Origin of the sequence: Acidovorax facilis, assembly GCF_050626955.1 — a bacterium.
Lineage (GTDB): Bacteria > Pseudomonadota > Gammaproteobacteria > Burkholderiales > Burkholderiaceae_C > Acidovorax > Acidovorax facilis.
The window spans coordinates 4,128,286-4,155,274 of record NZ_CP192460.1; the positions used below are offsets into that span (position 1 = coordinate 4,128,286).

Below are 26,989 nucleotides of genomic sequence, written 5' to 3' on the forward strand. Positions count from 1 at the left end.
TGCCGCGAGAATGCCGGACAAGGTCAAAGCTCGTCCAGAAGAACTTGCCCATCATGCTCCACGTAAGGGTGGTAGGGGCCGGTGCCGCTGTTGTCCGCCAGCGAGGCCGGCACAAAACCGCCCGTCTTGACATCAAACACATGGACTTCTCCTTCCTCGATCACGTAGTGCCAGCCGTGCAGGCTGATCTGCCCTGACTGCACACGGCTGCGCACCATCGGGTACTCCATGAGGCGTTCGAGCTGCAGCACCACGGCGCGTTGCTCAGTGCGGCGCAGCACCTCGGGGCCCGCCTGCATGGGCAACAGGGCCTCGCGCCCCAGGTCCAGCCAGCGGTTCAGGTTGGGCGCTTCGGGCGAAACCTCACCATACATCGCCTTGATAGCCCCACAGTGACTGTGGCCGCACACCACGATGCGGCGCACCTGCAGGTTGAGCACTGCAAACTCAATGGCTGCCGTGGTCCCATGGTGGCCGTGAGATCCGTCATACGGCGGGATGAACGCACCCACGTTGCGCACCAGGAAAAGCTCCCCCGGGCCCGCGCCGGTCAACAGGTAGGGCACCAGGCGCGAGTCGGAACAGCCGATGAACAACGTGGTGGGGTGCTGCCCCTCGTCCACCAGCGTCTGGAACTGTTCGCGGTACTGGGGAAAGGCGTCGTCGTGAAAACGACGCAGGCGATCAAGCAGCTCGTCGGGCATGGTGCGATCAGATGGCGTGCAATGCAACTACTGTACAAGCGGAGAATCGGCCGCGTCCAGTGCCACGCCCTCCACCACGGCAGCGCCCGCCAGCAATTGCAGGTACTGCCTCAATGCGTTCACCCAGGCCTGCTGGCGCAGCGTGAGGGCGATGGCCTGGCGCACCTCTTCGAACGAAGGCTGCTGCCCCGGATCGCGCGCCACCACCTCCACCACATGCAGGCCAAACCGGCTGTGCACCAAGCGTGCCAGCACACCGATCTCGGCGCTGCCAAACACCTCGCGGGCGAACTCGGGGGCACAGTCGGCGCGGGTGAGCCAGCCCAGGTCGCCGCCTTGCTGGCCGCTGGGGCAGTTGGACCACTGCGCAGCCGCCTCAGCAAACTTGGCGCCACCATCGTCTGCACAGCGCAAGTCAATCAACATGGCCTCGGCACGCAGGCGCAGCTGCTTCACATCCACACCCGGCGTCACGGCAAACAGCACGTGGCGCAGTTGGGCCCGCTCGCCCTGGGCGTGTGCCGCAGGGTGGGCGTCGTGGTAGCGGCGGCAGGCTTCTTCCGATGGGTCGGGGATGGGTAGCTCACGCTCCAGCAGCTGCTCGATGGCGTTGGAGGCCTCGGTGCTGATGGCTCCCTCGACGCCGGGCACATCGTCTGCTGAAAGCAAACCCGCCTGCTGGGCCGCCTGGCGCAGCAGTTCGGTGCAGGCACGCTGGCGCAAGGCCTCTTCGTCCAGCAGCTCGTGCGGGGCGTTGAGGGCCACGCCATTGACACGTGCCATCTCGGCCGTCACCGAGCCCATGCCCCCCATAGCGCCGGCTTGTGGTGCCAGGGTGGCTTGCTGGGGGGCATCGTCCATCGTTGCAACCAGTGCCTCGTAGGCCGCAGCCTGTGTAGGGGTCAGCGTGCTGGCAGGTGCTGCCGCCACGCTGCTGTCAGTGGAGCCGCATCCGCAGCTCCCGGTTCCACATCCGCTCATGGTGTGCTCCTTGGGTCAGTGGGTTTCAGGCGCGGCGGTCTTGCGACTGCATATGGCCGGGCGGCAGGTTCAGGCGGCGCGCACGCACCACCTGGTAGGGGCGCAGCACATAGGCCAGCGTGCCAAAGCCGCTCCACACATGCACCAGACGGGTGAAGGGGAAGACCAGGAAGATGCTCATGCCCAGGAACATGTGGGCCTTGAAGATCCAGCCCGCCTCGGCCAGCAGCTCGACGCCGCCGCTGCGGAAGGTCACCACGCGCTGACCCCACTCGGCCAGCTTCATCATCATGGAGCCGTCCAGATGCTGCGCCGACAGCGGAATGGTGGCCAAGCCCAGCGCCAGTTGCAGCCACAGCAGCACCAGGATCAGGATGTCGCTGGTCTTGGACGTGGCGCGGATGCGGTCATCCGACAGGCGCCGGTGCAGCAGGATGGACAGGCCAATGAAGCCCAGCACGCCCGCGATACCGCCCGTCACCATCGCCATGATCTGCTTGGCACCTGCAGTGATAAAGCCTTCGTACAGGAAGTGCGGCGTGAGCATGCCCACGGTATGGCCAAAGAACAGGAACAGCACACCGATATGGAACAGGTTGCTGCCCCAGCGCAGGCTGCCGGTGCGCAGCAGCTGCGACGAATCGCTTTTCCAGGTGTACTGGTCGCGGTCGAACCGCGCCCAGCTGCCAATGAAAAAGACAGCGAGGCAAATATACGGATAGATGCCAAACAACAGGGTGTCAAGCCAGGCGGTCATACGGAGACTCCTTCTGGTGCCCGCTCGGCGCGGGGGGTACGAACAAAATGCAGAGGTTGCGGCTGGTCAGGCTTGGCCTGGCCCTGGGTGCTGCAACCGCCAAACGCTTCGGGCTCGGCCCAGACCTCGTCCATGGGCGGCTCGGGCGTGAGCGCCACCGACTGCACGCGCTGGCCCGACACTTCGAGCACCGCAGCAATCACGCTGGCATAGGGGCTGCTTCTTGCCACCAGCGCACTGAACAGCGCGTTCAGGATGTGGGCCATTTCGCCCAGGAACTCCTTGGCCACTTCGGGCGGCTGGGTGGAGGCGAACTCCAGCACCACCGGCAGGTGGTCGGGCAGCTCTTCGGCTTCAAACTTCAGACCTGCTTTGTCGTAGGTCTGCAGCAGATCGATGAGCGCAGGCCCCCGGTCGCGCGAGTCGCCATGCACATGCTCGAACAGGTGCAGCGAGGTCTGGCGGCCCCGGTCGAAGTTGTCCACGTAGCGGGCCTCGGCTTCCAGCGGATCGAGTGCAGCCAGGTGCTCGCACACTGCCTTCAGCTCATCCATGCGATCAGCCGTAAGGGCTTGCTCGGCCTGCAGCGCGTCGATGAGCTGCGGCATCACGCTGCGCAACTGCGCATCGGGGTAGCTCAGCAGGTAGCCCAGGGCGCGCAGGGTCAGGCGCACAGAGGTCGGGTTCTTCTTGAACATGGTGATTCCTTCCTGTGTGCAATCAGACCGTGGCCTTGATCGGGATCGTGCGGGGCTTCTTGCCACCGAACATGCTGGTCTCGGTGGCGCCATCCGAGCACCCGTTGCCAAACGAGAAGCCGCAGCCGCCCCGGATGTCGAACGCGTTTTCGGCGTATTCGCGGTGGGCCGATGGGATGACGAAGCGGTCCTCGTAATTGGCAATTGCCATCACGTGGTACATCTCCTCGACCTCGGCCATCGACAGGCCGGCCTGCTTGAGCACGGCCAGGTTCTGGCGCTGCTCCACGTGCTTGTCGCGCTGGTAGGTGCGCATGGCCAGCATGCGCTCCAGCGCCCGCACCACGGGGCCGGTATCGCCAGCGGTGAGCAGGTTGGCCAGGTACTGCACGGGGATGCGCAGCTGCGACACATCGGGGATATCGCCATTCACGCCCACATGGCCCGCGTTGGCGGCGGCCGTGATGGGCGAGAGCGGCGGCACATACCAGACCATGGGCAGCGTGCGGTACTCGGGGTGCAGCGGCAGGGCCACCTTCCATTGCACAGCCATCTTGTAGACGGGGCTGTTACGGGCAGCGTCCATCCAACTGTCCGGGATGCCGTCGATGCGGGCCTGCTTGATCACGTCCGGGTCGTTCGGGTCGAGGAAGATGTCGAGCTGCGCCTGGTACAGGTCGCGGTCGCGTTCCACGCTGGCGGCTTCCTGGATGCGGTCTGCGTCATACAGCAGCACACCCAGGTAGCGGATGCGGCCCACGCAGGTCTCGGAGCACACGGTCGGCTGACCCGCTTCGATGCGGGGATAGCAGAAGATGCACTTCTCGGCCTTGCCCGATTGCCAGTTGTAGTAGATCTTCTTGTAGGGGCAGCCCGAGACGCACATGCGCCAGCCACGGCACTTGTCCTGGTCGATCAGCACGATGCCGTCTTCCTCGCGCTTGTAGATCGAGCCGCTGGGGCACGATGCCACGCACGCCGGGTTCAGGCAGTGCTCGCACAGGCGTGGCAGGTACATCATGAAGGTGTTCTCGAACTGGCCGTAGATGTCCTTTTGCACATCGTCGAAGTTCTTGTCCTTGCTGCGCTTGCTGAACTCGCCGCCCAGGATTTCCTCCCAGTTCGGGCCCCACTCGATCTTCTCCATGCGCTTGCCGGTGATCAGGCTGCGCGGGCGGGCCGTGGGTGCGGCCTTCGTTTCAGGCGCCGACTGCAGGTGGTCGTAGTCGAACGTGAAGGGCTCGTAGTAGTCGTCGATCTGGGGCAGGTTGGGGTTGGCGAAGATGCGCATGAGTAGCTTCCACTTGCCGCCCTGGCGGGGGGCGATGGAGCCGTCAGGGTTGCGCACCCAGCCGCCGTTCCACTTGTCCTGGTTTTCCCATTCCTTGGGGTAGCCGATACCAGGCTTGGTCTCGACGTTGTTGAACCAGGCGTATTCCACGCCCGGGCGACTGGTCCAGACGTTTTTGCAGGTGACGGAACAGGTGTGGCAACCGATGCACTTGTCCAGGTTCAGCACCATGCCGATTTGTGCGCGAATTTTCATCGTGTTTCTCCTTGTCTTCGGCTTCAGGCGTGGGCTGCGGTACCGGACACAGGCTCATCGTCGAGCCAGTCCACGCGGTCCATCTTGCGCACCAGCACGAACTCGTCGCGGTTGGTGCCGATGGTTCCGTAGTAGTTGAAGCCGTAGCTCAACTGCGCATAGCCGCCAATCATGTGGGTGGGCTTGAGCACAATGCGCGTGACCGAGTTGTGGATGCCGCCGCGCGTGCCGGTGATCTCGGAACCGGGGGTGTTGATGATCTTCTCTTGCGAGTGGTACATCATCACCATGCCGGGGTTCACGCGCTGGCTCACCACCGCACGGGCTGCAATCGCGCCGTTGGCGTTGAAGAGTTCGACCCAGTCGTTGTCCACGATGCCAGCGACCTTCGCGTCGTCCTCGCTCAGCCACACCACCGAGCCACCCCGGTTGAGCGTGAGCATCATCAGGTTGTCGCTGTACGTGCTGTGGATGCCCCACTTCTGGTGCGGCGTGATGAAATTGAGCGCGATCTCGCGGTTGCCGTTGGGCTTCTTGCCTTCCACTTCTTCCAGCGTCTTGAGGTGCACGGGTGGGCGGTAGCTCACGAAGCCTTCGCCAAAGTCACGCATCCACGGGTGATCTTGGTAGAACTGCTGGCGGCCCGTGAGGGTGCGCCATGGGATGTACTCGTGCACGTTGGTATAGCCGGCGTTGTAGCTGACCTTTTCGCTTTCCAGACCGGACCAGGTGGGCGAGCTGATGATCTTGCGCGGCTGCGCCTGGATGTCGCGGAAGCGGATCTTCTCGTCCTCGCGGTGCAGGGCCAAGTGCACGTGGTCGCGCCCGGTCTGCTTGCCCAGGGCCTCCCAGGCCTTGCAGGCCACGTGGCCGTTGGTTTCGGGGGCCAGCATCATCACCACTTCGGTGGCGTCGATGTCGGACACGATGCGGGGCATGCCCTGCGTCACGCCCTCTTCCTTCACCCGGCCGTTCAAGTCGCCCAATTGGCCGACTTCGGTCTGCGTGTTCCAGCCGATACCCTTGCCGCCGTTGCCTGCCTTGTCCATCAAGGGGCCCAGGGCGGTGAAGCGCTTGTAGAGGTTGGGGTAGTCGCGCTCGACCACGGTGACCTGCGGCGCCGTCTTGCCGGGGATGAGTTCGCACTCGCCCCGCTTCCAGTCGCGCACACCATAGGGCTGGGCCATTTCGCCGGCCGTGTCGTGCATGATGGGTGTGAGCACCACGTCCTTTTCGACGCCCAGATGGCCCACGCTGACCTCGCTCACGGCCTTGGCAAAACCCTTGTAGATCTCCCAGTCGCTCTTGGCCTGCCAGGCAGGGTCCACCGCTGTCGACAGCGGATGGATGAAGGGGTGCATGTCGCTGGTGTTGAGGTCGTTCTTCTCGTACCAGGTGGCCGTGGGCAGCACGATGTCGGAGTACAGGCAGGTCGTGCTCATGCGGAAGTCGAGCGTGACCAGCAGGTCCAGCTTGCCTTCGGGTGCGTTGGTGTGCCACTGCACTTCCTCGGGCTTGGCTTCGTCTTTGCCCAGGTCCTTGCCCTGCACGCCGTGGGTGGTGCCCAGCAGGTGCTTGAGGAAGTATTCATGCCCCTTGCCCGACGAGCCCAGGATGTTGGAGCGCCACACGAACATGTTGCGCGGCCAGTTGGACGGATGGTCCGGGTCCTCGCAGCTCATCGTGAGCGTGCCGTCCTTCAGAGACTTGACGACGTAATCCTTCGCGTCCATACCCGCTGCAGCGGCATCCTTGGCCACCTGCATGGGGTTGGTCTTGAGCTGGGGCGCTGATGGCAGCCAGCCCATGCGCTCGGCGCGCACGTTGTAGTCGATCTGCGCGCCGTGGTGGGCCTTCTTGTCAGCCAGGGGCGAGAGGATTTCTTCCATGCCCAGTTTCTCGTAGCGCCACTGGTCGGTGTGGGCGTAGAAGAAGCTGGTGCTGTTCATCTGGCGCGGTGGGCGGATCCAGTCCAGCGCAAAGGCCAGCGCCGTCCAGCCCGTCTGTGGGCGCAGCTTTTCCTGGCCCACATAGTGCGCCCAGCCGCCACCGCTTTGGCCAATACAGCCGCACAGCATCAGCATGTTGATGATGCCCCGGTAGTTCATGTCACTGTGGTACCAGTGGTTCATGGCCGCGCCGATGATCACCATGGACTTGCCATGCGTCTTGTCGGCGTTGTCGGCAAACTGGCGCGCCACGGTGATGATCTGCTCGCGCGGCACGCCGGTGATGGCCTCTTGCCAGGCAGGGGTGTAGGGGCGGTCGGCGTCGTAACCGCCACCGGGCTCTTCGCCCGGTAGGCCTCGGTCAATGCCGTAGTTGCCCGCCAGCAGGTCGAACACGGTAGCCACCATCACGCGGCCCTGGGCTTCATGCCCGGCCAACTCCAGGTGGGACACCGGCACGCGGCGCACCATCACGTCGCCACCTTGTTCGTTGGCCGTGAAGTTGGGCGTTGCCACGCCGCCAAAGTACGGGAAGGCGACATCGGCAATGTCGTGGGCCTGCTCGCCATCTTCGATCACCGACAGCTTGAGCTTGACGGTGTTGCCGGTACGTGCTTCCTTGTTCTCCAGGTTCCACAGGCCCTGGTCGGGGCGGCCGTCCGCCCCCCAGCGAAAGCCGATGGAACCATTGGGCAGCGTGACCTGGCCCAGCTCGTCGTAGCCCACAGTCTTCCAGTCGGGGTTGTTGGACTGGTCAAGCTGGCCTGGGAAATCGCTGGCGCGCACATAACGGTCGGGCACCATCACCGTGCGGCCATCGGGCAGCGTTTTTTCCTTGAGCACCACCAGCAGCGGCAGGTCGGTGTAGCGGCGCGCGTAGTCGTCAAAGTACGCACTGCGGCCCTTGCCACCGTCCTTGAAGTAGAACTCGTTGAGGATCACATGACCCATGGCCATGGCTACGGCGGCGTCGGTGCCCTGCTTGGGGTGCATCCACAGATCGCCCAGCTTGGCGACTTCGGAGTAGTCGGGCGTGATGGACACCACCTTGGTGCCCTTGTAGCGCACCTCGGTCAAAAAGTGCGCATCGGGCGTGCGCGTCTGGGGCACATTGGAGCCCCAGGCAATGATGTACGAGCTGTTGTACCAGTCGGCCGACTCGGGCACGTCGGTCTGCTCGCCCCAGGTCTGCGGGCTGCTGGGAGGCAGGTCGCAGTACCAGTCGTAAAAACTCATGCACACGCCGCCCATCAGGCTGAGGTAGCGGCTGCCTGCAGCGTACGAAATCATCGACATCGCCGGGATGGGCGAGAAGCCGATGATGCGGTCGGGCCCGTGCTTCTTGATGGTGTACACGTTGGCCGCAGCGATCATCTGGTTGACTTCTTCCCAGGTGCTGCGCACGAAGCCGCCCAGGCCGCGCTGCTTTTGCCATTCGCGCTTGGAGGCATCGTTCTCGACGATGCTGGCCCAGGCGTCCACCGGGCTCTTGGCCAGGGCGATGGCGGCGCGCCAGTGCTTGAGCAGGCGGCCACGCACCATGGGGTACTTCACGCGGTTGGCGCTGTACAGGTACCAGCTGTAGCTGGCGCCGCGTGCGCAGCCACGGGGCTCATGGTTGGGCAGATCAGGGCGGGTGCGGGGGTAGTCGGTTTGCTGGGTTTCCCAGGTCACGATGCCGCCCTTGACGTAGATCTTCCACGAACAGGAGCCCGTGCAGTTCACGCCGTGGGTGCTGCGCACGATCTTGTCGTGCGCCCAGCGGTCGCGGTAGGCGTCTTCCCAGGTGCGGTCTTCACCGTTGGTTTCGCCATGGCCTTGGGCAAAGGTCTCGCGGGGCTGCGAGAAGTACGAAAGGCGATCGAGGAAATGGCTCATCGAAGGGCTCCTTTTCTGATTTCTGTTCTGGGGTTGACTAGCAAGGCATCTCGGCGTGCTTGCGTGCGTAGGTCCACCAGGTGATCACGATGCAAACGAGATAGAAGGCGAAGAACGTCCACAGTGCAGCGTGGGGGCTGCCGGTCAGCGCGATGGAGCTGCCATAGCTCTTGGGGATAAAGAACCCGCCGTAGGCGGCCATGGCGGCGGTGAAGCCCAGCGTCGCCGCGCCCAGGGTATTGCCCTCCTTGTTGGCGCTGGCCACAGCGGCGGCGTTGTGCTTGTCCACGCCGCGCATGGCTTCGGTCAGGAAGATCACGGGGATCATGCGGAAGGTCGAGCCGTTGCCGATGCCGGTGGTGAGGAACAGCACCAGGAAGCACACGAAGAAACCTGCAAACTGGCCTTCGTTGCCGCCAGGGCCACCGGAGGGCAGGAAGAACGTCACACCCATCACGGCCACGGCCATGACGATGAAATTCCACAGCGTGACACGCGCACCACCGAGCTTGTCGGCCAGCCAACCACCAAAGGGGCGGATCACGGCGCCCACCAGCGGGCCCAGCCAGGCGTAGGCCAGCGGATTCACGCCAGGGAACTGGCTCTTGATGAGCAGCGGAAAGCCCGCTGCATAGCCGATGAACGAGCCGAAGGTGCCGAGGTACAACACGCACATCAGCCAGTTGTGCTTGCGCTTGAAGATGGCGGCCTGCGCGGCAAAGGAAGCCTTGGCATCGGCGATGTCGTTCATGCCGAACCACGCGGCCAGCGCCGTCAGCGCAATCCATGGCACCCAGATGAAAGCGGCGTTCTGCGTCCACACCTGCACCGTCTGGCCGTTCTTGACGATGGTCTGGCCTTCGCCACCAAAGATGCCGAAGATGCCTGCCGTGACGACCAGCGGGCTCAGAAACTGCACCACCGAAACGCCCAAGTTACCCAGGCCTGCATTCACGCCCAACGCTGAGCCCTTGCGCTCCTTCGGAAAGAAGAAACTGATGTTGGCCATGCTGGAGCTGAAGTTGCCGCCGCCCAGGCCGCACAGCAGCGCCAGGATGAGCATGGTGGGATAGGTCGTGGTGTTGTCTTGCACCGCAAAGCCGATGCCAATCGCAGGGATCAGCAAGCTGGCGGTGGAGATCGCCGTCCAGCGGCGCCCACCCACCAGCGGCACCAAGAACGAATAGAAGATACGCAGCGTGGCGCCGCTGAGCGCGGGCGCTGCGGCCAGCCAGAACAGCTGGTTGGTCGAATACTTGAAGCCCAGGCCCGGCAGGCTCACGGCAACCACGCTCCACACCTGCCAGATGGCAAAGGCCAGGAACAGCGCGGGCACCGAGATCCACAGGTTGAGCTTGGCGATGGCTTCGCCTTCGCGCTCCCAGAACGATTTGTCCTCAGGAGCCCAGAGGGTGAGCAGACGCCCCTGGCGCCTACTGGCGGGTGTGGCAGACATGGTGTTTCCTTGGAAAGTGAAAGTTCAGCGGCCAGCCGCAGCAGCCGGTGCTGCCTGCGTGGCCATCAGATCGGTGCGACGCACTTCGGTGAAGTACATCCAGATGAGCGAGACCCACACCACGCCATACATCAGCATGAAAGCGCTGGAGCGGATGCCGGTGAGGTCCATCAGCGCGCCGAACAGGATGGGCAGGATGAAGCCGCCCATGCCACCGGCCAGGCCCACGATGCCGCTGATGGCACCGATGTTCTGGGGGTAGTCGTCGCTGATGTACTTGAAGACACTGGCCTTGCCAAAGGCCCAGGCAATGCCCAGCAGAAACATGAGGCCCGTGAACAGGTACACATTCAGGCCGATGTGAAAGGTCTTGGGGCCGTTGACGGTGACGATGGTGAAGTCGGTCTGCGGATAGCTCAGCAAAAACAGGCAGATCCAGCTCACCCACATCACCCACCAGGTCACGCTGTGGGCGCCGTACTTGTCAGACAGCATGCCGCCGATGGCGCGCAGCACACCGCCGGGCAGCGAGAAGCACGCGGCCAGCAGTGCCGCCACGCGGATGTCCAGGCCAAATTCGCCCACGTAGTACTGCACCATCCACAGCGACAGCGCCACATAGCCGCCAAACACAATGCTGTAGTACTGGCAGTACTTGAGGACCTTGGGGTCCTTCAGCGCCTTGAGCTGGTCGGTGAACTTGACGTTGCTGGGCACCAGGTGGGCCGGGTCGCTGTAGCTGAACAACCAGAACAGCACCAGCGTGCCGAGCATGATGGCCGCATACACCTGCGGCACCATGGTCCAGCCAAACGCCACCAGCAACACCGGGGCCACGAACTTGTTCACCGCCGCGCCCGAGTTGCCCGCGCCATACACACCCATGGCCGTGCCCTGGCGGTGCTTGGGGAACCAGCGCGCCACATAGGGCGTACCCACCGAGAACGAGCCCCCCGCCAAGCCCACAAACAGGCCGATGGTGAGGAAGTGCCAGTATTCCGTGGCGTAGCCCATCAGCCAGATGGCGGGCACGGTGGTGGCCATCACGGCGGCCATCACGATGCGGCCGCCGAACTTGTCGGTCCAGATGCCCAACGGCACCCGCACCAGCGAGCCCGTGAGCACAGGCATGGACATGAGCAACCCGAACTGCGTGGAGTTCAGGTTGAGCATCTTCTTGATAGGGATGCCGATGACGCCGAACATCATCCACACCATGAAACAGACCGTGAAGGCGAAGGTGCTGACGATCAGCACCGACCAAGCCTGGCGGGTGCGCTGTGGGCTGTCGCCCGGGGGCAAAGGGGTATGTGCCATTGCGCGGTTCCTCTTCTTCTCTCTGTGGTTGGCGGTATCGTCCCGCTTTGGGCACGCACTGCCTATCCTTCGCAAGGACACCCGGGGCGCGGCAGAAGGACTAGTCCGGGCCTACGCCACCGCACCGACTCATCGTCCGAAAGAACTATGGATGGATGACCAGGCAGGCGCGTGCAGCTGCGGGCCGGTTCGTGAGAGGAAATGCAGGATAGGGTCGGCGCACCAAGGGCCATGGGAGCAATGCTGCAGCGGCGACGGGCTGTGCACAGCAAAATTTCAGTACAAACCGCTGGTAGCGCTTGATAGGAAAGCGCCAATAGCTATTAAAATTATAGCAAACACCACGCGCAAGCGACCGCACGGCCGTGCGCGCAGCGAGCCCGCTACTCCGCGCGCTGCCGGTCTGAGGCGTAGACCGCCGCCTGCACGCGCGAACTCAGGCCCAGCTTGCGCAGGATGTGCTGCACATGGATCTTGACCGTGGTCTCGGCGATGTCGAGTGTGCGCGCGATTTCCTTGTTGCTGGCACCGCGCGCGATCTCGCGCAGCACGTCCTCCTCACGCGGGGACAGGGGCGCGGCGCCGTTGTTGGCAGCCTCGGGCGGCTGCGTGGACGCACCCGCCCCGGCAGGCCCGGCTGGGGCGATGAGCGCTGCCGCTTCGGCCACCCCTTGCGACTGGAACGCGGCCACCAGTTTGCCCATGAGTTCGGGGCTCACCACGGGCTCGCCCCGGGCCGCGCGGCGGATGGCCTGGGCCAAAAGATCGCCGTCGATGGTCTTGAGCAGGTAGCCTTGCGCGCCGTTGCGCAGTGCGGCGGCCAGGTCCTGCCCGTCTTCGCTGACGGTGAGCATGAGCACGCGCGAGGAGGGCGAGACTTCGCGCAGGCCCCGGATGGCGTCCACGCCCATCACGCCGGGCAGGTGGTTGTCCAGCAGGATCACCTGGGGCAACAGCTCCGGCGCCAGGCGCAGGGCCTCGGCGGCATCGCCCGCCTCGCCCACCACCAGCAGGCCCGCGTCCTGCCCCAACAGTGCAATCAGCCCCCGGCGGAAGAGCGTGTGGTCGTCCACCACCAGCAGCGTCACAGGCGGCTCTGCGGGGGGTTGGTGGCCCGCACCGGCGGGGGGGGCCAAGGGGATGGCGGTGGTAGGGGTCATGCGGTGGTGGCCACCCGGCCTGCGGCCACGGCGGGTGTGAGTTCTTCGCCAGAAGCCGCGCCTTGGGGGGCTATGGCCGCTGCGGACGGAGGTGCAGACTGGGAGGGCATGGTGGTGGCAGCGGTCACCGTGGGCAGCTCGATGCACACGCGCGTGCCCTGGCCCGGGGTGGATTCAACCTGCAGCACGGCACCCACGCGGTGGGCGCGCTCGCGCATGATGCCAAGGCCCACATGCAGCGAATCGGGTGGCACGGTGGCCACGTCGAAGCCCTTGCCGTTGTCCTGCACCTCAAAGCGCCAGCGCGGATGCCGGTGCACGAGCAGGTCCACCCGCGTGGCGCCCGAATGCTTGCGCACGTTCGACAACGCTTCCTGCACCATGTGCAGCACCTGGATCTGCAAATCGGGCGCCAGCGGCAGGCCATGGCCCACCATGCCCAGCGTGGTGGCCATGCCGGTCTGGTGCTCGAACTTGGACAACGTGGCGCGCAGGGCCGATTCAATATCCTCGTCGTTGGTGCGGGTGCGAAAGTGCACAAGCAGCTCGCGCACGTCGGAATAACACTCGCGCACGCCGACATCCAGCTCGCTGATGCTGCGGTCGCGCTTGGCCTCGTCGCCACGGTTCACGGCGTCGCGCAGCAGCTGCGTCTGGATCTTGAGGAAGGCCAGCGACTGGGCGATGGAGTCGTGCAGCTCGCGCGCCAGCATGCTGCGCTCTTCGGCCACGGCGGCTTCGCGCTCCAGGGCTGTGGCGCGCAGGCCTTCCATGGCGCTGGCCAGGTGGCGCGTCATGGCTTCTAGCAAATCGCGCAGTTCATCGGTCAGCTCAATGGGCGAGCGGAAGAACAGGTCCACCTCACCCAGCAAGCGCTGCTGCATCTGCACCGGGATGGTCACCATGGTTTCAAAACCCGCCTCGCGGCAATGTGGCAAGGCGACGGTGGTTGATGGCGTGATGGGAATCACCCGCGTGCGCGCCTGGGCCTGGGGCTGGCCGCACAGGCAGGTGCCGGTGTGCAGGCAGTGCTCGCCCTCGGCCATGGTGCGGGGCAGGCCGTCACCGGCCAGCAGCACATAACGTTCATTGGCCTCATTGGACCAGCGCACCGCCGCCGCATCGGCCCCGGCCACGCGCCGGATCTGCTGCACAAAGCCCTGGGCCAGCAGCTCCAGGCTGCTGGCGGTGGAAGCCAGCGCGCTCACCTCATACAACGCGGCGAGGCGCTGGTTCTGCACGGCGATGCTGGCGGTTTTCTCCACCACCTTGTGTTCCAGGTCGTCGTGCGATGCCTGCAATGCGTGCGCCATGAGGTTGAAGCCCGCCGACAGCTGGCCGAACTCGTCATCCGTATCCACCGGCAGGCGGGTGCCGAGCTCGCCCTGGCGCAGCCGGGCCTGGGCCTGCTGCAGGCGCGCCACGGGGTTGATGACCAGCAGATAGCTTGCGGCCATGAAGGTCACGGCGGCAACAATGGCCAGCGCCATCATGAACAGCTGGAACAGGTGCAGCGCCGCCGTCCAGCCCGCAATCTGGATCTCGATGGCATCCACAAAACCATCGACCTGCTGCACAAACGCATCGGCTTGCGCCAAGGTCTGCGCGCGATCGGGGGGCAACGTGGTCACCCAGCCGCTGCGCGCCTGGGCCCACTGGGTGCGTATGGCCTCGAAGCGCGAGCGGGTCTCGTCGCTCCAGGGCACAAACAGCGGGCGTGAGGGGTCGCCCGTGCGCAGCAGGTCCAGGCTGGCATCGAACAGGCGGGCTCGCTCTTGCACCGCCTCGGTGGGTTCGGTCTGCAGCACCAGCACCATGCGCAGCATGTTCATGCGCAGGCGGCCGGCCTCGTTGACAGCGGCGGCGCCGCCTTCGAGCTTCCAGGTCACCCACAGCGTGAGGCTGATGGAGGCCAGCGCCACCAGCAAAAAACCCGCGCCCATGGCCAGGAGCTTGGTGGACAGGGTGGGCTTGGTGCGCATGCAGGGCAGTGTAGGCACCGAGCTTGCGCCGACTCTTGACCTGGGTCAAGTCTCACCCGCGTAGCATGGCGCCATGCAACGACCACCCGACACCCACCTCTGTGCCCGCCTGCTGCTGGCCGGAGCCCTGATAGCCACGGGAGCACTGACTGGCTGTGCCAGCACGGGCACCACGCCCCCCAGCACACCACTCGCTGCGTGGCCCGACCGCCTGCAGGCCCTGCTCCCCACCGATGTGCTGTTGCTCGGCGAACAACACGATGCGCCCGACCACCAGCGCCTGCAGCGCGAGACCGTGTTGTGGCTGGCCGCAAAAGGCCAGTTGGCGGCCGTGGTGATGGAGATGGCCGAGAGCGGCCACAGCACGCAGGCCCTGCCGCGCGACGCCACCGACGCCCAGGCCCAGGCCGCCCTTCAATGGAACGACGCCGCCTGGCCGTGGAAGGCCTATGGCCCCGTGGTGATGGCCGCCGTGGCCGCTGGCGTGCCGGTGCTGGGTGGCAACCTGCCGCGCGCCCAGATGCGCGCCGCGATGGGCGAGGCCCGCTGGGACCAGCACCTGCCCGCCCCCGCACTGGCACAGCAACACCAGGCGCTGCGCGAGGGCCACTGCGGCCTGCTGCCGGAATCGCAAATTGCCCCTATGGCCCGCATCCAGATCGCCCGCGACGCGAGCATGGCGCGCACCGCCCAGCAGGCCCTGCGCCCCGGGCAGACGGTGCTGCTGGTGGCCGGGGGCGGTCATGTGCTGCGCAGTCTGGGAGTGCCCACCCACTGGCCAGCCGGTTTGGTGTCAAAAGTGGCCCTGGCGCAATCTGGGCAATCGCAAACAGCTATCAAAAATGGAGCAAACAAACCAGGCGACGCGGAAGCGGTGATTGAAACCCCTGCCCTGCCACCCCGCGATGCCTGTGCAGAACTGCGCGAGAAGTGGCGCCCGGCGCGCCCAGCGCCTTGACCTACGGTGCCACAGTCACGGCCTGTGCCCGCAGCAGCGCTGCGAAGTCATCGGCGGGCACGGGCCGACTGCACAGGTAGCCCTGGTACGCATCACATCCCCGCTCTCGCAAGAAGGCCAACTGGCCGTCGGTCTCCACCCCCTCGGCCAGCACCGACAGCCCCATGCTGTGCCCCATGGCGATGATGGCGGCGCTGATGGCCATGTCGTCCTCGCTTTGCGGAATGTCGCGGATGAAACCCTGGTCGATCTTGAGCACGTCAATCGGAAAGCGCTTGAGCTGCGCGAGCGACGAATACCCTGTGCCAAAGTCATCCACCGCAATGCGCAGGCCCAGCGCGCGCAGGCGCATCAGCACCTGGCGCGCCTCTTCGGTGCGCTCGGCCAGGGCGGTTTCGGTGATCTCCAGCTCCAGCAGCTCGGGCGGAAAGCCCGAATCGGCCAGCGCGCCCGACGCGCAACCGGCCAGGTCCGTCAAGTGGAACTGGCGCGGCGACACGTTCACGGCGAGCGTGAGGTCGGGCAGGCCTGCCTGGCGCCAGGCCTGGCCCTGGCGGCATACCTCGCGCAGCACCCATTCGCCCAGCGGGCCAATGACGCCCGAGGTTTCGGCCACGGGGATAAAGCGCGCGGGCGAGATCAGGCCCTCCACCGGGTCGTTCCAGCGCACCAGCGCCTCGGCGCCCTGGATGCGGCCGGTGGCAATGTCCACCTGCGGCTGGTAATACATCTGCAGGTGGCCCTGCGCCAGCGCCAGGCGCAGGCGCGACTCCAGCGCCAGCCGCTCGCGCGCAGCCTGGGTCATCGCCTCGTGGAAGAAACACCACGCCCCCCGGCCGCGCGCCTTGGCGCCATAGACCGCCGCATGGGCGCCCTGCAGCAGAAGCTCGGTGGTGTTCGCGTGCTCAGGGAACATGCAGATGCCCACGCTCACACCCGCCACCACTTCAAAGCCATCGGGCGAACGCCAGGGCTCGGCCACGGCTGTGATCAGGTGCCGCGCCACGGCAGCGGCGCCGTCGGCATGGCGCAGGTGGCGCGCCACCACGGCCAGCTCGTCGCCCGCCAGCCGCCCCATCACGTCGCCCGGCCGTAGGGCCGACTGCACCTGCCGCGCGATGTGCTTGAGCACCTCGTCACCGGTGGCATGGCCGTAGCTGTCGTTCACGTCCTTGAAACGGTCGAGGTTAAGCAGCAGCACAGCGATGTGCTCGCCACTGGCTCGCGCCTCCAACACAGCCTGCTCCAGCTGGTGGCCGAACCACGCGCGGTTGGAAAGCCCCGTGAGCGCATCGTTGTGCGCCAGGAACTCCAGCCGCTGCTGCTGCACCTTTTCTTCAGAAATGTCGGTGAACATGCACACGTAGTGCGTGATCTGACCCGCAGGGTCGCGCACGGCCGACAGGGACATGTGCTCTGGAAACACCTCGCCGTTCTTGCGGCGGTTCCAGATCTCGCCCTGCCAGTGGCCCGTCTGGCGCAATGTGCCCCACATGGCCTCGTAAAACGCCTTGTCATGCCGCCCCGACTTGAAGACGCGCGGCGTCTGGCCCAGCAGTTCTTCCTCGGTATAGCCCAGCAGGCGGGTGACGGCGGCGTTGGCCGACAGGATGCGGCTTTGCGCATCGGTCACCACCACGCCCTCCATGGTGTTGTCCACCACCGTGGCGGCCAGCCGCTGGCGGGCCTCGCTGTTCTTGAGTGCGGCGCGTGCGGCCTTGATCTCGTCCAGGTCCTGCAGAACGCAGACCATATGGGCGGGCTCGGCATCCGCCTCGGGGACCAGCGCTACCGTGCACAGCACGGCCACCTTGCGCCCATCGCCCGGACGCAGGCATTCGTGTTCACCCACATAGTGGTCGATCTCGCCCGCCAGCAGGCGCGACAACTGGGCAGCCACCCGGTCACGGTCGGGCGCCATCAGCACATCGCGAACATTCAGGCTGCATACCCGCTCCAGCGGCGCGCCGAGCAGATCACACAGGCGGGTGTTGGCCCACAGGAACCGCCCGTCTGGCGCCGCGCGCGCGATACCTGCCGGCACGTGGCGCACGATCTGCGACAGCTCCCTGGCCATGGCCAGGCGCACCTTTTCGGCGTGGCGCATGCTGCGCAGCAGGCACCAGGCCAGGCCACTGGTCAGCAGCACATAGCCCCAGCCCTTCCAGGTCTGAAAGCGCGTGAGCAGCACCGGGTCGCTCACCCACCGGGCCAGCAGCGCGTCGCCCACAAACACCCAGGCCACCCCCAGCACCAGGTACAGCAGCATTCCCCGCCAGGGGACAATACGCGACGCATCGCCCGGATTGGTCATTGATTTCCCTGTTCGACAAGCGCTCAGGCCATGCTGCGACAATCGCACCGCTATGACCAACGCCTACATCCTTACCCTGTCCTGCCCCGACCGCCTGGGGCTGGTGCATGCCGTTTCGGGCTTTTTGCTGGAGCACAGCGGCAACATCGAAGAAGCCGCGCAGTACAACGACCACGCCACCGGCCTGTTCTTCATGCGCGTTCAGTTTGCCTGCGACCTGCACGATCATGCAACGCTCAAGGCCCGCCTGGCCACGTTTGCAGAACCCTACAACATGCATTGGCGCCTGCACGCAACAGCTGCGCCCATGAAAACGGTGCTCATGGTCAGCAAGGAGGGCCACTGCCTCAACGACCTGCTGTTCCGCTGGAAGAGTGGCCTGCTGCCCATCGACATCCGCGCCATCATCAGCAACCACCGCGACTTCTACCAGCTGGCGGCCAGCTACAACGTGCCGTTCCACCATATCCCGCTGACGGGCAGCACCAAAGCCCAGGCCGAAGCCAAGCAGCTTGAGATTATCGAGGGCGAAGGGGCCGAGTTGGTGGTATTGGCCCGTTACATGCAGATACTTTCTCTTGACCTATGTCAAAAGTTGGCCGGACGGGCGATCAACATCCACCACAGCTTCCTGCCCAGCTTCAAGGGCGCCAAGCCTTATTACCAGGCCCATGACCGGGGCGTGAAGCTGATCGGCGCCACGGCCCACTATGTGACGGCCGACCTGGACGAAGGCCCGATCATCGAGCAGGACGTAGCCCGCGCCGACCACACCGACACGGTCGAAGACCTCACGGCCCGGGGCCGCGACACTGAAAGCCAGGTGCTGGCCCGCGCCGTGAAGTGGCACAGCGAGCACCGCGTGCTGCTCAACGGCCACAAGACCGTCGTCTTCCGCTAACCCGCTAACCCGTTCTGCCCCATGGCCACGGCAGCCCCGTCCTCATCCTTCCTCAGCAGCGCAGCCCGGCGCATTCCGCCCATCCAGTGCCTGCTGACCTTTGAGGCCCTGGCCCGCCTGCGCAGCGTGACGCAGACGGCTGACGAGCTGTGCGTCACGCCTAGCGCCGTGAGCCACCGGGTCAAGCAGCTGGAGCAGATCCTGGGGGTGCGGCTGTTTGGCCGGGCCGATTTTTCGCTGACCACCGAGGGCAGCGCCTACCTGGCCCATGTGCGCGAGGGGCTGGGCGCGCTACAGCGCTTTCCGGGCCAGGCGGCCGCGCCCGGGCGCCGGCGGCTCAAGCTGGCCGTGACGCCCACGTTTGCGCGCACCATCCTCATCCCCCGCCTGCGCCAGTTCACCGAGGCGTATCCGGAGATCGACCTGGCCCTGCAGGTGTCCATCCCGCTGCTGGACGTGGTGGCCGAGGATGCAGACCTGATGGTGCGCTTTGGCCCCGGCCACTATGCCGACGTGGAGCATGTGGAACTGGCCCGCGACGTGGTCACGCCCCTGGCCTCGCCCGCCTTCGTGCGCGAACACGGCCCCTTTGACCGCCCCGAGGACCTGGAGGGCGTGCCCCTGCTGCGCAGCCCGCTGGAGCCCTGGCGCACCTGGTTTGCTGCCACGGGCCTCGACTGGGCCGAGCCCAGCGAGGGCTCGCAGTTCAACGACATCGGCCTGATGTGCGACGGCGCCGCCGCCGGCATGGGCGTCGCCCTAGTGCGACTGAAGCTGGGCGCACCGTGGCTGGAGAACGGCACGCTGGTGCGCCTGTTTGACACCGACACTGCCAGCCCCCACGCCCACTACCTGTGCTGGCGCACGGGCACCATGGACCGGTGGGAATGCGCGGCGTTTGCCGAGTGGCTGCGCAAAACCATGGCGTAGTCGAGGCATTCCCCTGAATCGCCTTTGGCGCCTTCCCCCTTCTCTCGGCTGCGCCGGAAGGGGGACGCCGCCCTCGCTGCGGGGCGGCCCTTGCTCGGCGGCCCTCGCCCGAGCCGCGCCCTCCTCCACCAAGTTCAGGCAAAAAACAGCCCCAGCGCTTGCACATCAAGCGTCAGCAGCTATCAATTAGTGAGCATTTCGGTGTTTTTCACAAACACCTGCAGAAAACCTCACACCCCGCCCGTCCCCATCCCCTACAGTGGCGGCCATGATCACCGCCACTTCTTCCGCCCCGCTCCCGACACCCGCCGAACGCGCCGCACGCCAGGCCGAGGTTGTCCAGGCCCTGGGCCGCGTGCTGCCCGCCCACGCACTGCTCTGGCACACCGAAGACACCACGCCCTACGAATGCGACGGCCTCACCGCCTACCGCCAGCGCCCGCTGGTGGTGTGTCTGCCGGAAACCTACGACGAGGTGCAGGCCGTGCTGCAGGTGTGCCACCGGCTGCAGGTGCCGGTGGTGGCGCGCGGTGCGGGCACGGGCTTGTCGGGCGGGGCCATGCCGCACGCCCTGGGCGTGACGATGTCGCTGGCCAAGTTCAACCGCATCCTCGACATCAACCCCGAAAGCCGCACGGCCGTGGTGCAGTGTGGCGTGCGCAACCTGGCGATCAGCGAGGCGGCGGCACCCTACAACCTCTACTACGCGCCCGACCCCAGCAGCCAGATCGCCTGCACCATCGGCGGCAACGTGGCCGAGAACTCGGGCGGTGTGCACTGCCTCAAATACGGCCTCACCGTGCACAACGTGCTCAAGGTGAAAGGCTTCACAGTGGAAGGCGAGCCCGTCGAATTTGGCAGCGAGGCGCTGGACGCCCCCGGCTACGACCTGCTGGCCGCCGTGATCGGCAGCGAAGGCATGCTGGCCGTGACCACCGAAGTGACGGTCAAGCTCATCCCAAAGCCCCAGCTGGCGCGCTGCATCATGGCCAGCTTTGACGACGTGCGCAAGGCGGGCGACGCGGTGGCTGCGGTGATCGCGGCGGGCATCATCCCCGCCGGGCTGGAGATGATGGACAAGCCCATGACCGCCGCCGTCGAAGACTTTGTGCACGCGGGCTACGACCTGACCGCAGAAGCCATCCTGCTGTGCGAAAGCGACGGCACGCCCGAAGAGGTGGAAGAAGAAATCGGCCGCATGAGCGAGGTGCTGCGCGCTGCGGGCGCCACCGCCATCAGCGTGAGCCGCGACGAGGCCGAACGCCTGCGCTTCTGGAGCGGTCGCAAGAACGCCTTCCCCGCCAGCGGCCGCATCAGCCCCGATTACATGTGCATGGACTCGACCATCCCGCGCAAGCGCCTAGCCGACATCCTGCTCGCCATCCAGGAAATGGAAAAGAAATACCAGCTGCGCTGCGCCAACGTGTTCCACGCGGGCGACGGCAACCTGCACCCTCTCATCCTGTTTGATGCGAACGATGCCGACCAACTGCACCGCTGCGAGCTGTTTGGCGCGGACATCCTTGAGACCAGCGTAGCCATGGGCGGCACGGTGACGGGCGAGCACGGCGTGGGCGTGGAAAAGCTCAACAGCATGTGCGTGCAGTTCACGGCCGAGGAAAACGCGCAGATGTTTGGACTGAAACATGCATTCGACCCGGCGGGGTTGCTGAACCCAGGGAAGGTGATTCCTACGCTGAACCGGTGTGCGGAGTACGGGAAGATGCTGGTGCGCGGGGGGGCGATCAAGCATCCGGATTTGCCGAGGTTTTAAAGAATGAAAGCCGCCGACGTATACAAGCGACTGAAAGACCATTTCGGCGCTTGGACCAAGATGCATGGATTTAGCCCATTAGAGCGAGGCGTCTCTTGGAGTCGGCCTCACGGTAGTGTGGCCTTAATTTTTGGTTTCGGCGTTGCGCGCAGGGACTATTGGGATCAATTTGCAGGATCTCAGTTTGTTTTGGATTTCCAGATTGGAAGGCCAGGGAACGACGATCTGAAAAATCGGTGCTTTCGATTTTGTTACTTGCTAACCGACGCTCAGCGGGAAGAGCTGCGCCTAATACAAAATCGCGTAATCAACTCACTGACCGCACCTCCCTACGACCACGAGCGCGTACGAGACCTTGATACAGAAACGAGAGATTGGTATCTGGAAAAGTTCGTACCAGTGCCTTCGATCAATCCAAAGCACGATACGTGGATGCGGTACTACACCGCTGAACATGTGGATGAATGGGCCCACTATCTGCTGCGCCAAATGCCTCACTTCCTTAACGAACTCGAAACGCGGAAATGACGAATGGTCGAGACCGACACGCAACAGCTTGGCTCCCGCGAGGTGCTGGCAATCGCATGCCTCGCAGTACCAAGCCGTTTCGTGCATTTCACTGCCAACGCTGAGCGTCCAATTTCATAGCAGCCACCGGCTCCGCTGGACAATTGCGCCCTGCAAAACCCCGACAATCTGCAGGTCCTCGCGTTCTTTCATCCGACCTCATGCCCAGCGACTCCCCCACCACCCTCCTCCAATCCGGCAACGCCCTCGTAGCCCAAGCGCAAGCCGTGGCCACGCAAGACTTTGCCGCAGCGCGGGCGCTGTGGCGGGAGGCGGGCGTGTTGTTTCAACGGGCGCACGAAGCCGACCCCACGCAACATGCTGCGGCATTTCGTCTGGGGCAGGCGTGGGTGGCCGAGGCCCATGCACTGCAGAAAGAAGGATCAGAAGATGTGACGGCGATGTGGCGCCAGGCGGCACTGCAGTGCGAGGTGGCCTTTGCGCTCGACCCGCACCATGCGGTGACGGCCATGCACATCGCCAGTTGCTACGCCCGGGCGCAAGACGCGGACGCCAAGCAGGCCTGGGCGCAGATTGCGCAGCATCTGCAGGAAGAACACGCGGCCAACATGGCGGCGGATCAAGCGGCACGCTAGCTGAAGCAGCCCCGCCGCGGCCGAGCAACGCGATGGCCCGTGTGGCTGTTCGGCTGTTGGATGTTCGGCTGTCCATCCCCCTGCTGGCTGCGCCTGCGGCGGGGCGGTTACGGGGTGAGCATGGGCGTCGAAGCGCCCATGCCTCGTGATCTGACTCGCCGTGGTTGTCCGAGCGGCGCGCGCCAGCGCAAAGCGAGTTCCACGGCGCACCCCGCAACCGCCCCGACGCAGGTTTGCCCCCACGCACCGCGTGGGGGTCGCAGACTGGGGGTCGCCTTTCTTTTGGGTACTTTTCTTTGGCGAAGCAAAGAACAAGTACCTCGCCCGCCGGGGCGAGTCCCGGCTTCCGCCCTTTGCACAGGCACGCCGCTGAAATCAGCGCACAAGCCCAGGCTTCGACAGACTGAGCCCGAACGAGTGGTCAGCTGCCCACCACCGCCCGCCAAATCTCCCCCGCGTGCGACACCGCAAACAGCACCAGCCCAATCAACCCGCCCACCACGGTGCCGTTGATACGGATGTACTGCAAATCCTTCCCAATGTTCAGCTCAATCAGCTGTGTCATCTCCTCGGTATCCCACCGCCGCACCGTCTCCTCAATGTGCTGAGCAATGAACGCCGACACATCCGGCGCCAGCCCCTCCACCCACCGCTCCAGCCGGTCATTGAACGACTGCCGCAACGCCGCATCGCCCGCCAGCGACTCACCCAGCCACAACCCCAGCTTGCCCACCTGCCGCGCCAGCACCGAATCGGCATCGGCCAGGTCACGCTGCAACGCACCGCGCAGATCCAGCCACAAGGTCTGCACATAACCTGCCACGGTGGCATCGGTCTGCAGCCAGGTGCGGATCTCCTCGCCCTTGCGCTCCCATTCCGGGTCGCTGCGCAGGCGCTCGATAAAGCGCTGCACCGCCACATCAAACTGCGCACGCAGTGCGTGCTGCGGGTTGGCGGCCACATCGGCCATCAGGCTCTCCAGCGCGCGGGCCAGCAGGGCCGAGCCCTTGTCGCCCAGCCAGTCGCTGGGTAATAACTTCTCGGTGCGCGGGTGGTCCTTCTTGAGCCAGGCCACGATGGACTGCGCGACCCAGGTACGGGTCTGCTCGTTCTGCAGCAGTTCGATGAGCTTGGCCAGCACGTCGTCCAGCAGCGCCTGGTGACGGCCGTTGTGCGTGAGGGTGTCGAGCACCGCCGCCAGGGCACGCGACATATCCACCTGCCCGATCAAGGCACGCGCGGCCTTGTGGATGAAGCGCTCCACCTGCGCGTCCTGCACCGTCTCCAGCGCGGCCGATGCCAGGCGCGTGGCATGGTGCCCCAGCAGCGCGGCGTTGCCTGGCGCCGTGAGCCACTGCGCCAGCCGCTCGGCCGGGTCATGCCGGCGGATCAGCGACACGAGCGAAGGCACGTCCAGGAACTTGTCGCGCACAAAGGTGGCGAGGTTGCGGCCGATGCGCGCCTGGTTGCGCGCAATGACCGCCGTGTGCGGAATGGGCAGGCCCAGCGGGCGCCGGAACAGCGCCACCACCGCAAACCAGTCGGCCAGCGCACCCACCATGGCGGCCTCGGCCATGGCTTTCACGCAGTTGAGCAGCAGGCCGCGTTCGACCACACTGGTGGCGATGAACACGGCCGTCACGAGCAACAACAGGCCCAGTGCCTGGCGCTTGGCCCGGCGCAAGGTGAGGGTTGCGCTTTCAGTCTCGGCGTTCATCCGAGCAAGCCCGCCGACCTGGACCGCAACCTGTCAGGCTGCCGCCGCAATCTGGTCCAGCGCCTTCGACAAATGGCCCACGGTGCGGTCCACGTTGTGCCACTTCTCCAGGCCAAACAGGCCGATGCGGAAGGTCTTGAAGTCCGGCCCCTCATCGCACTGCAGCGGCACACCCGCAGCCGTCTGCAGGCCCACTTCCATGAACTTCTTGCCGTTCTGGATGCCGGGGTCGGTGGTGTAGCTCACCACCACGCCGGGCGCCTTGAAGCCGTCGGCCGCCACGCTGGGGAAGCCGCGCGATTCGAGCAGCGCGCGCACCTTGGCGCCCAATTCGATCTGCTCGTCACGCACCTTGGCAAATCCATATTCACGCGTCTCGGCCATCACCTCGCGCAGGCGCACCAGCGCATCCGTGGGCATGGTGGTGTGGTACGCGTGCTGGCCCTTTTCGTAGCCCTCGGCGATCTGCATCCACTTCTTGAGGTCACACGAGAAGCTGCTGCTCGTGGTGCCCTCGATGGCTTCGCGCGCACGCTCGGACAGCATCACCATGGCGCAGCAGGGCGATCCGCTCCAGCCCTTTTGCGGCGCGCTGATGAGCACATCCACGCCCGTGGCCTGCATGTCCACCCACATCGCGCCCGACGCCACGCAGTCCAGCACAAACAGCGCGCCCACCTCATGCGCAGCTGCCGTCAGCGTGCGGATGTAGTCGTCCGAAAGGATGATGCCGCTGGCCGTTTCCACATGGGGCGCAAACACCACCTTGGGCTTTTCAGCGCGGATGGTAGCGGCGACTTCCTCAGCCGGGCATGGTGCCCAGGGCGCCTGCGGGCCGCTGCCCTGCTGGCGCGCCTTGCACACCACGGAACCGCCGCCCAGGCCCTTGTCGGCATCAAAGATCTGCGTCCAGCGGTAGCTGAACCAGCCGTTGCGCACGATGAGCACCTTTTCCTTGTTGGCAAACTGGCGCGCCACGGCCTCCATGCCGAAGGTACCGCTGCCGGGCACCAGCACGGCCGTGTGGGCGTGGTAGACCTCTTTCAGCGTGCCCAGGATGTCCTGCACCACGCCGGTGAAGCGCTTGGACATGTGGTTGAGCGCGCGGTCGGTGTAGACCACCGAAAATTCGAGCAAACCATCGGGGTCGATATCGGGCAAAAGGCCGGGCATAGGGGAGTCTCCGCGTGTGAAACTGGGGTAGGAAAAAGGGACGATCAGGTCAGCTTATCATGGCCCCGCGCCACCCAAAGGCCGCGCGCCATGCAGCAAAAACCCTTCCGATTCCTGCCCACCGCACTGCCCGGCATCGAAGCGATGCAGGCCGACTCCCGCCTCGTCTTCGGCAGGCACATGCACTTGCAGTTCGGCCTCGGCGTGATCGAGCGGGGTGCGCAGAAATCGGCCAGCGGCCGGGGGATTGTGGAATCGGGCCCAGGCGACACCATCACGGTCAACCCCGGCGAAGTCCACGATGGCATGCCGCTGGACGAGCGTGGACGCGCCTGGCGCATGCTCTACCTGGAGCCTGCCCTGGTGGCGCCATTGGCGGCAGAGGTGCATCCGGGCCCGCTCGGCTCCGCCTTCGAATTCCATGCTCCGACGATGCGCGATGCGCGGCTGGCGGCCCAGGTACTGGCGCTGTTCGACGCGGCCACCCACCGCCCCAACCACTCGGCCGCAGCGCTGCATGTGGAGGAATGCCTGTTGCGGGTGCTGAGCGGCCTGCTGCGACCGAAGGGCCACCAACAATCCGCCGCGTCCATCACCAGGGCTCGCACCATGATGGACGACGATCCCGCCGCACCCTGGAGCCTCGCGCAAATGGCCGACGCAGCAAGTTTGAGCCGCTACCAGCTCGTGCGCCAATTTGCCCAGGCCACGGGCCTGACGCCACACGCCTACCTGCTGCAGCGCCGACTGCAGCTTGCGCGCCATCTGATGGGTGCGGGTACGCCCCTGGCCGATGTCGCCGCAGCCAGTGGCTTTGCCGACCAAAGCCACCTGACGCGCCTCTTCACGCGCAGCTTTGGCATCACACCCGGCGCCTACGTCCGCGCACGCGGCTGACAGCCCGGCCCCTGCAATTTCGTTCAAGACCGTTGTGCGGGGGTTGGCGGATGCTGCGGGCATCGCCACTTCACGCCGCCGCCGCGCGGCCTCTCGCCATGGGCATCGAATTTCTCATCACCTCGCTCATCGTGGTCGTCTCGCCGGGGCCAGGAACCCTGCTGACCGTGGCGGCCGGACTCTCGGGCGGCGCGCGGGCCGCCGCCGTGACGGCGCTGGGCTGCACGCTCGGCATCGTGCCGCACCTGCTGGCGGCGATCACCGGGCTGGCCGCGCTCCTCAACGCCAGCGCCACGGCATTCGAAGTCCTGCGCTACGCGGGGGTCGCCTACCTGGTCTACATGGGCTGGGCCACGTGGCGCTCGCCCGCCACCCTGGAGGTTCGCACTGACGCGCCCACACGCGCTGCCAGTGGGCGTATCGCGGAAGCCATGCTGATCAACCTGCTCAACCCCAAGCTGTCGCTGTTCTTCCTCACCTTTCTGCCGCAGTTCATCGCACCGGGTGAAGCGCAGCCCGCGTGGCGCATGCTCCAGCTCTCGCTGGTCTTCATGGCCATGACCTTTGTGGTGTTCTTGGGCTATGGCGTCTTTGCCGCCCGGTTTCGTGACCAGGTGCTGCAGCGCCCCGGCACGCTGGTGTGGCTGCGCCGCGGCTTTGCGGCCGCGTTTGTCGGGCTCGGCGCAAAGCTCGCCCTGATGCACCGATAGGCACCACCGTGTCAGGTGCCGTGC

The 26,989-nt window shown here is 65.5% G+C and carries 21 protein-coding genes; 8 read left to right on the forward strand and 13 right to left on the reverse strand.

Translation table 11 applies throughout. The features are described from left to right. Positions 1 to 23: 23 nt before the first annotated feature. The 10 genes from ACQ4MJ_RS18880 to ACQ4MJ_RS18925 form a co-directional block, all read right to left on the reverse strand. Positions 24 to 704 (reverse strand): carbonic anhydrase, encoded by a 681-nt coding sequence (locus tag ACQ4MJ_RS18880; protein WP_121422054.1) that lies wholly within the window; start codon positions 702 to 704, stop codon positions 24 to 26. A 27-nt stretch (positions 705 to 731) separates the two neighbouring features. Further along, on the reverse strand, positions 732 to 1,565 hold the full coding sequence (locus tag ACQ4MJ_RS18885) for a peptidylprolyl isomerase (protein WP_431153048.1): 834 nt from the start codon (positions 1,563 to 1,565) through the stop codon (positions 732 to 734). Positions 1,566 to 1,710: 145 nt separating this feature from the next. After that, positions 1,711 to 2,442, reverse strand: coding sequence for a respiratory nitrate reductase subunit gamma (gene narI / locus ACQ4MJ_RS18890; RefSeq protein ID WP_431151635.1), 732 nt, complete (start codon positions 2,440 to 2,442; stop codon positions 1,711 to 1,713). Then, complete coding sequence (gene narJ / locus ACQ4MJ_RS18895; RefSeq protein WP_306552959.1) at positions 2,439 to 3,140, reverse strand: nitrate reductase molybdenum cofactor assembly chaperone; 702 nt, start codon at positions 3,138 to 3,140, stop codon at positions 2,439 to 2,441. Before narJ ends, narI begins: the two co-directional genes overlap by 4 nt. Positions 3,141 to 3,162: 22 nt before the next feature. After that, positions 3,163 to 4,686 (reverse strand): nitrate reductase subunit beta, encoded by a 1,524-nt coding sequence (narH, locus tag ACQ4MJ_RS18900; protein WP_121422051.1) that lies wholly within the window; start codon positions 4,684 to 4,686, stop codon positions 3,163 to 3,165. Positions 4,687 to 4,709: 23 nt separating this feature from the next. Continuing rightward, complete coding sequence (locus ACQ4MJ_RS18905) at positions 4,710 to 8,513, reverse strand: nitrate reductase subunit alpha (RefSeq protein WP_431151634.1); 3,804 nt, start codon at positions 8,511 to 8,513, stop codon at positions 4,710 to 4,712. Positions 8,514 to 8,550: 37 nt separating this feature from the next. Beyond that, positions 8,551 to 9,969, reverse strand: a complete 1,419-nt coding sequence (locus tag ACQ4MJ_RS18910; RefSeq protein ID WP_431151633.1) for an MFS transporter — start codon at positions 9,967 to 9,969, stop codon at positions 8,551 to 8,553. 24 nt (positions 9,970 to 9,993) lie between these two features. Beyond that, positions 9,994 to 11,286, reverse strand: a complete 1,293-nt coding sequence (locus ACQ4MJ_RS18915) for an MFS transporter (protein WP_055398425.1) — start codon at positions 11,284 to 11,286, stop codon at positions 9,994 to 9,996. 383 nt (positions 11,287 to 11,669) lie between these two features. After that, complete coding sequence (locus tag ACQ4MJ_RS18920) at positions 11,670 to 12,446, reverse strand: response regulator (RefSeq protein WP_431151632.1); 777 nt, start codon at positions 12,444 to 12,446, stop codon at positions 11,670 to 11,672. Further along, the gene (locus ACQ4MJ_RS18925) at positions 12,443 to 14,428 is read right to left on the reverse strand and encodes a type IV pili methyl-accepting chemotaxis transducer N-terminal domain-containing protein (RefSeq protein WP_431151631.1); all 1,986 of its coding nucleotides are present in this window, start codon (positions 14,426 to 14,428) and stop codon (positions 12,443 to 12,445) included. The genes ACQ4MJ_RS18920 and ACQ4MJ_RS18925 overlap by 4 nt, the downstream gene beginning before the upstream one ends. 73 nt (positions 14,429 to 14,501) lie before the next feature. Here ACQ4MJ_RS18925 and ACQ4MJ_RS18930 point away from each other — a divergent pair, with 73 nt between their 5' ends. Next, on the forward strand, positions 14,502 to 15,386 hold the full coding sequence (locus tag ACQ4MJ_RS18930) for a ChaN family lipoprotein (RefSeq protein WP_431151630.1): 885 nt from the start codon (positions 14,502 to 14,504) through the stop codon (positions 15,384 to 15,386). Between the two features lies 1 nt (position 15,387). On the opposite strand, the gene ACQ4MJ_RS18935 is transcribed toward ACQ4MJ_RS18930, so the two are convergent. Then, a complete protein-coding gene (locus tag ACQ4MJ_RS18935) occupies positions 15,388 to 17,700 on the reverse strand; it encodes a putative bifunctional diguanylate cyclase/phosphodiesterase (protein WP_431151629.1) in 2,313 nt (770 codons plus the stop codon). A 52-nt stretch (positions 17,701 to 17,752) separates the two neighbouring features. Between ACQ4MJ_RS18935 and purU the strand changes: the two genes are divergently transcribed. From purU to ACQ4MJ_RS18960, 5 genes are all read left to right on the forward strand, one after another. Further along, positions 17,753 to 18,601: a formyltetrahydrofolate deformylase gene (gene purU, locus ACQ4MJ_RS18940; protein ID WP_176888061.1), complete on the forward strand. Its 849-nt coding sequence runs from the start codon at positions 17,753 to 17,755 to the stop codon at positions 18,599 to 18,601. A gap of 21 nt (positions 18,602 to 18,622) precedes the next feature. Further along, positions 18,623 to 19,531 carry a LysR substrate-binding domain-containing protein gene (locus tag ACQ4MJ_RS18945; protein ID WP_055398416.1) on the forward strand — a complete coding sequence of 303 codons (909 nt, stop codon included), beginning with the start codon at positions 18,623 to 18,625 and terminating at the stop codon, positions 19,529 to 19,531. A gap of 268 nt (positions 19,532 to 19,799) precedes the next feature. Continuing rightward, on the forward strand, positions 19,800 to 21,305 hold the full coding sequence (locus ACQ4MJ_RS18950; RefSeq protein ID WP_431151628.1) for an FAD-linked oxidase C-terminal domain-containing protein: 1,506 nt from the start codon (positions 19,800 to 19,802) through the stop codon (positions 21,303 to 21,305). A gap of 3 nt (positions 21,306 to 21,308) precedes the next feature. Next, on the forward strand, positions 21,309 to 21,833 hold the full coding sequence (locus ACQ4MJ_RS18955) for a hypothetical protein (RefSeq protein WP_431151627.1): 525 nt from the start codon (positions 21,309 to 21,311) through the stop codon (positions 21,831 to 21,833). Positions 21,834 to 22,033: 200 nt separating this feature from the next. Continuing rightward, entirely contained in the window at positions 22,034 to 22,468 is a 435-nt protein-coding gene (locus ACQ4MJ_RS18960) for a hypothetical protein (RefSeq protein WP_431151626.1), read from the forward strand. Between the two features lie 421 nt (positions 22,469 to 22,889). Here the strand turns inward: ACQ4MJ_RS18960 and ACQ4MJ_RS18965 are convergent, their stop codons facing one another. Both ACQ4MJ_RS18965 and ACQ4MJ_RS18970 read right to left on the reverse strand, forming a co-directional pair. After that, positions 22,890 to 24,185 carry a DUF445 domain-containing protein gene (locus ACQ4MJ_RS18965; protein WP_431151625.1) on the reverse strand — a complete coding sequence of 432 codons (1,296 nt, stop codon included), beginning with the start codon at positions 24,183 to 24,185 and terminating at the stop codon, positions 22,890 to 22,892. Positions 24,186 to 24,218: 33 nt separating this feature from the next. Next, positions 24,219 to 25,358 carry an aminotransferase class V-fold PLP-dependent enzyme gene (locus tag ACQ4MJ_RS18970; RefSeq protein WP_108498063.1) on the reverse strand — a complete coding sequence of 380 codons (1,140 nt, stop codon included), beginning with the start codon at positions 25,356 to 25,358 and terminating at the stop codon, positions 24,219 to 24,221. 90 nt (positions 25,359 to 25,448) lie between these two features. On the opposite strand from ACQ4MJ_RS18970, the gene ACQ4MJ_RS18975 reads away from it, so the two are divergent. Beyond that, the gene (locus ACQ4MJ_RS18975; RefSeq protein WP_431151624.1) at positions 25,449 to 26,255 is read left to right on the forward strand and encodes a helix-turn-helix domain-containing protein; all 807 of its coding nucleotides are present in this window, start codon (positions 25,449 to 25,451) and stop codon (positions 26,253 to 26,255) included. A gap of 98 nt (positions 26,256 to 26,353) precedes the next feature. Next, the gene (locus tag ACQ4MJ_RS18980) at positions 26,354 to 26,965 is read left to right on the forward strand and encodes a LysE family translocator (protein ID WP_431151623.1); all 612 of its coding nucleotides are present in this window, start codon (positions 26,354 to 26,356) and stop codon (positions 26,963 to 26,965) included. Positions 26,966 to 26,989 lie beyond the last annotated feature (24 nt).

Excerpts from the sequence above, each read along its gene's own strand:
- ACQ4MJ_RS18880 (WP_121422054.1), bottom strand. The coding sequence starts at position 704 with ATGCCCGACGAGCTGCTTGATCGCCTGCGTCGTTTTCACGACGACGCC.
- ACQ4MJ_RS18885 (WP_431153048.1), bottom strand. The coding sequence starts at position 1,565 with ATGGACGATGCCCCCCAGCAAGCCACCCTGGCACCACAAGCCGGCGCT.
- narI (WP_431151635.1), bottom strand. The coding sequence starts at position 2,442 with ATGACCGCCTGGCTTGACACCCTGTTGTTTGGCATCTATCCGTATATT.
- narJ (WP_306552959.1), bottom strand. The coding sequence starts at position 3,140 with ATGTTCAAGAAGAACCCGACCTCTGTGCGCCTGACCCTGCGCGCCCTG.
- narH (WP_121422051.1), bottom strand. The coding sequence starts at position 4,686 with ATGAAAATTCGCGCACAAATCGGCATGGTGCTGAACCTGGACAAGTGC.
- ACQ4MJ_RS18905 (WP_431151634.1), bottom strand. The coding sequence starts at position 8,513 with ATGAGCCATTTCCTCGATCGCCTTTCGTACTTCTCGCAGCCCCGCGAG.
- ACQ4MJ_RS18910 (WP_431151633.1), bottom strand. The coding sequence starts at position 9,969 with ATGTCTGCCACACCCGCCAGTAGGCGCCAGGGGCGTCTGCTCACCCTC.
- ACQ4MJ_RS18915 (WP_055398425.1), bottom strand. The coding sequence starts at position 11,286 with ATGGCACATACCCCTTTGCCCCCGGGCGACAGCCCACAGCGCACCCGC.
- ACQ4MJ_RS18920 (WP_431151632.1), bottom strand. The coding sequence starts at position 12,446 with ATGACCCCTACCACCGCCATCCCCTTGGCCCCCCCCGCCGGTGCGGGC.
- ACQ4MJ_RS18925 (WP_431151631.1), bottom strand. The coding sequence starts at position 14,428 with ATGCGCACCAAGCCCACCCTGTCCACCAAGCTCCTGGCCATGGGCGCG.
- ACQ4MJ_RS18930 (WP_431151630.1), top strand. The coding sequence starts at position 14,502 with ATGCAACGACCACCCGACACCCACCTCTGTGCCCGCCTGCTGCTGGCC.
- ACQ4MJ_RS18935 (WP_431151629.1), bottom strand. The coding sequence starts at position 17,700 with ATGACCAATCCGGGCGATGCGTCGCGTATTGTCCCCTGGCGGGGAATG.
- purU (WP_176888061.1), top strand. The coding sequence starts at position 17,753 with ATGACCAACGCCTACATCCTTACCCTGTCCTGCCCCGACCGCCTGGGG.
- ACQ4MJ_RS18945 (WP_055398416.1), top strand. The coding sequence starts at position 18,623 with ATGGCCACGGCAGCCCCGTCCTCATCCTTCCTCAGCAGCGCAGCCCGG.
- ACQ4MJ_RS18950 (WP_431151628.1), top strand. The coding sequence starts at position 19,800 with ATGATCACCGCCACTTCTTCCGCCCCGCTCCCGACACCCGCCGAACGC.
- ACQ4MJ_RS18955 (WP_431151627.1), top strand. The coding sequence starts at position 21,309 with ATGAAAGCCGCCGACGTATACAAGCGACTGAAAGACCATTTCGGCGCT.
- ACQ4MJ_RS18960 (WP_431151626.1), top strand. The coding sequence starts at position 22,034 with ATGCCCAGCGACTCCCCCACCACCCTCCTCCAATCCGGCAACGCCCTC.
- ACQ4MJ_RS18965 (WP_431151625.1), bottom strand. The coding sequence starts at position 24,185 with ATGAACGCCGAGACTGAAAGCGCAACCCTCACCTTGCGCCGGGCCAAG.
- ACQ4MJ_RS18970 (WP_108498063.1), bottom strand. The coding sequence starts at position 25,358 with ATGCCCGGCCTTTTGCCCGATATCGACCCCGATGGTTTGCTCGAATTT.
- ACQ4MJ_RS18975 (WP_431151624.1), top strand. The coding sequence starts at position 25,449 with ATGCAGCAAAAACCCTTCCGATTCCTGCCCACCGCACTGCCCGGCATC.
- ACQ4MJ_RS18980 (WP_431151623.1), top strand. The coding sequence starts at position 26,354 with ATGGGCATCGAATTTCTCATCACCTCGCTCATCGTGGTCGTCTCGCCG.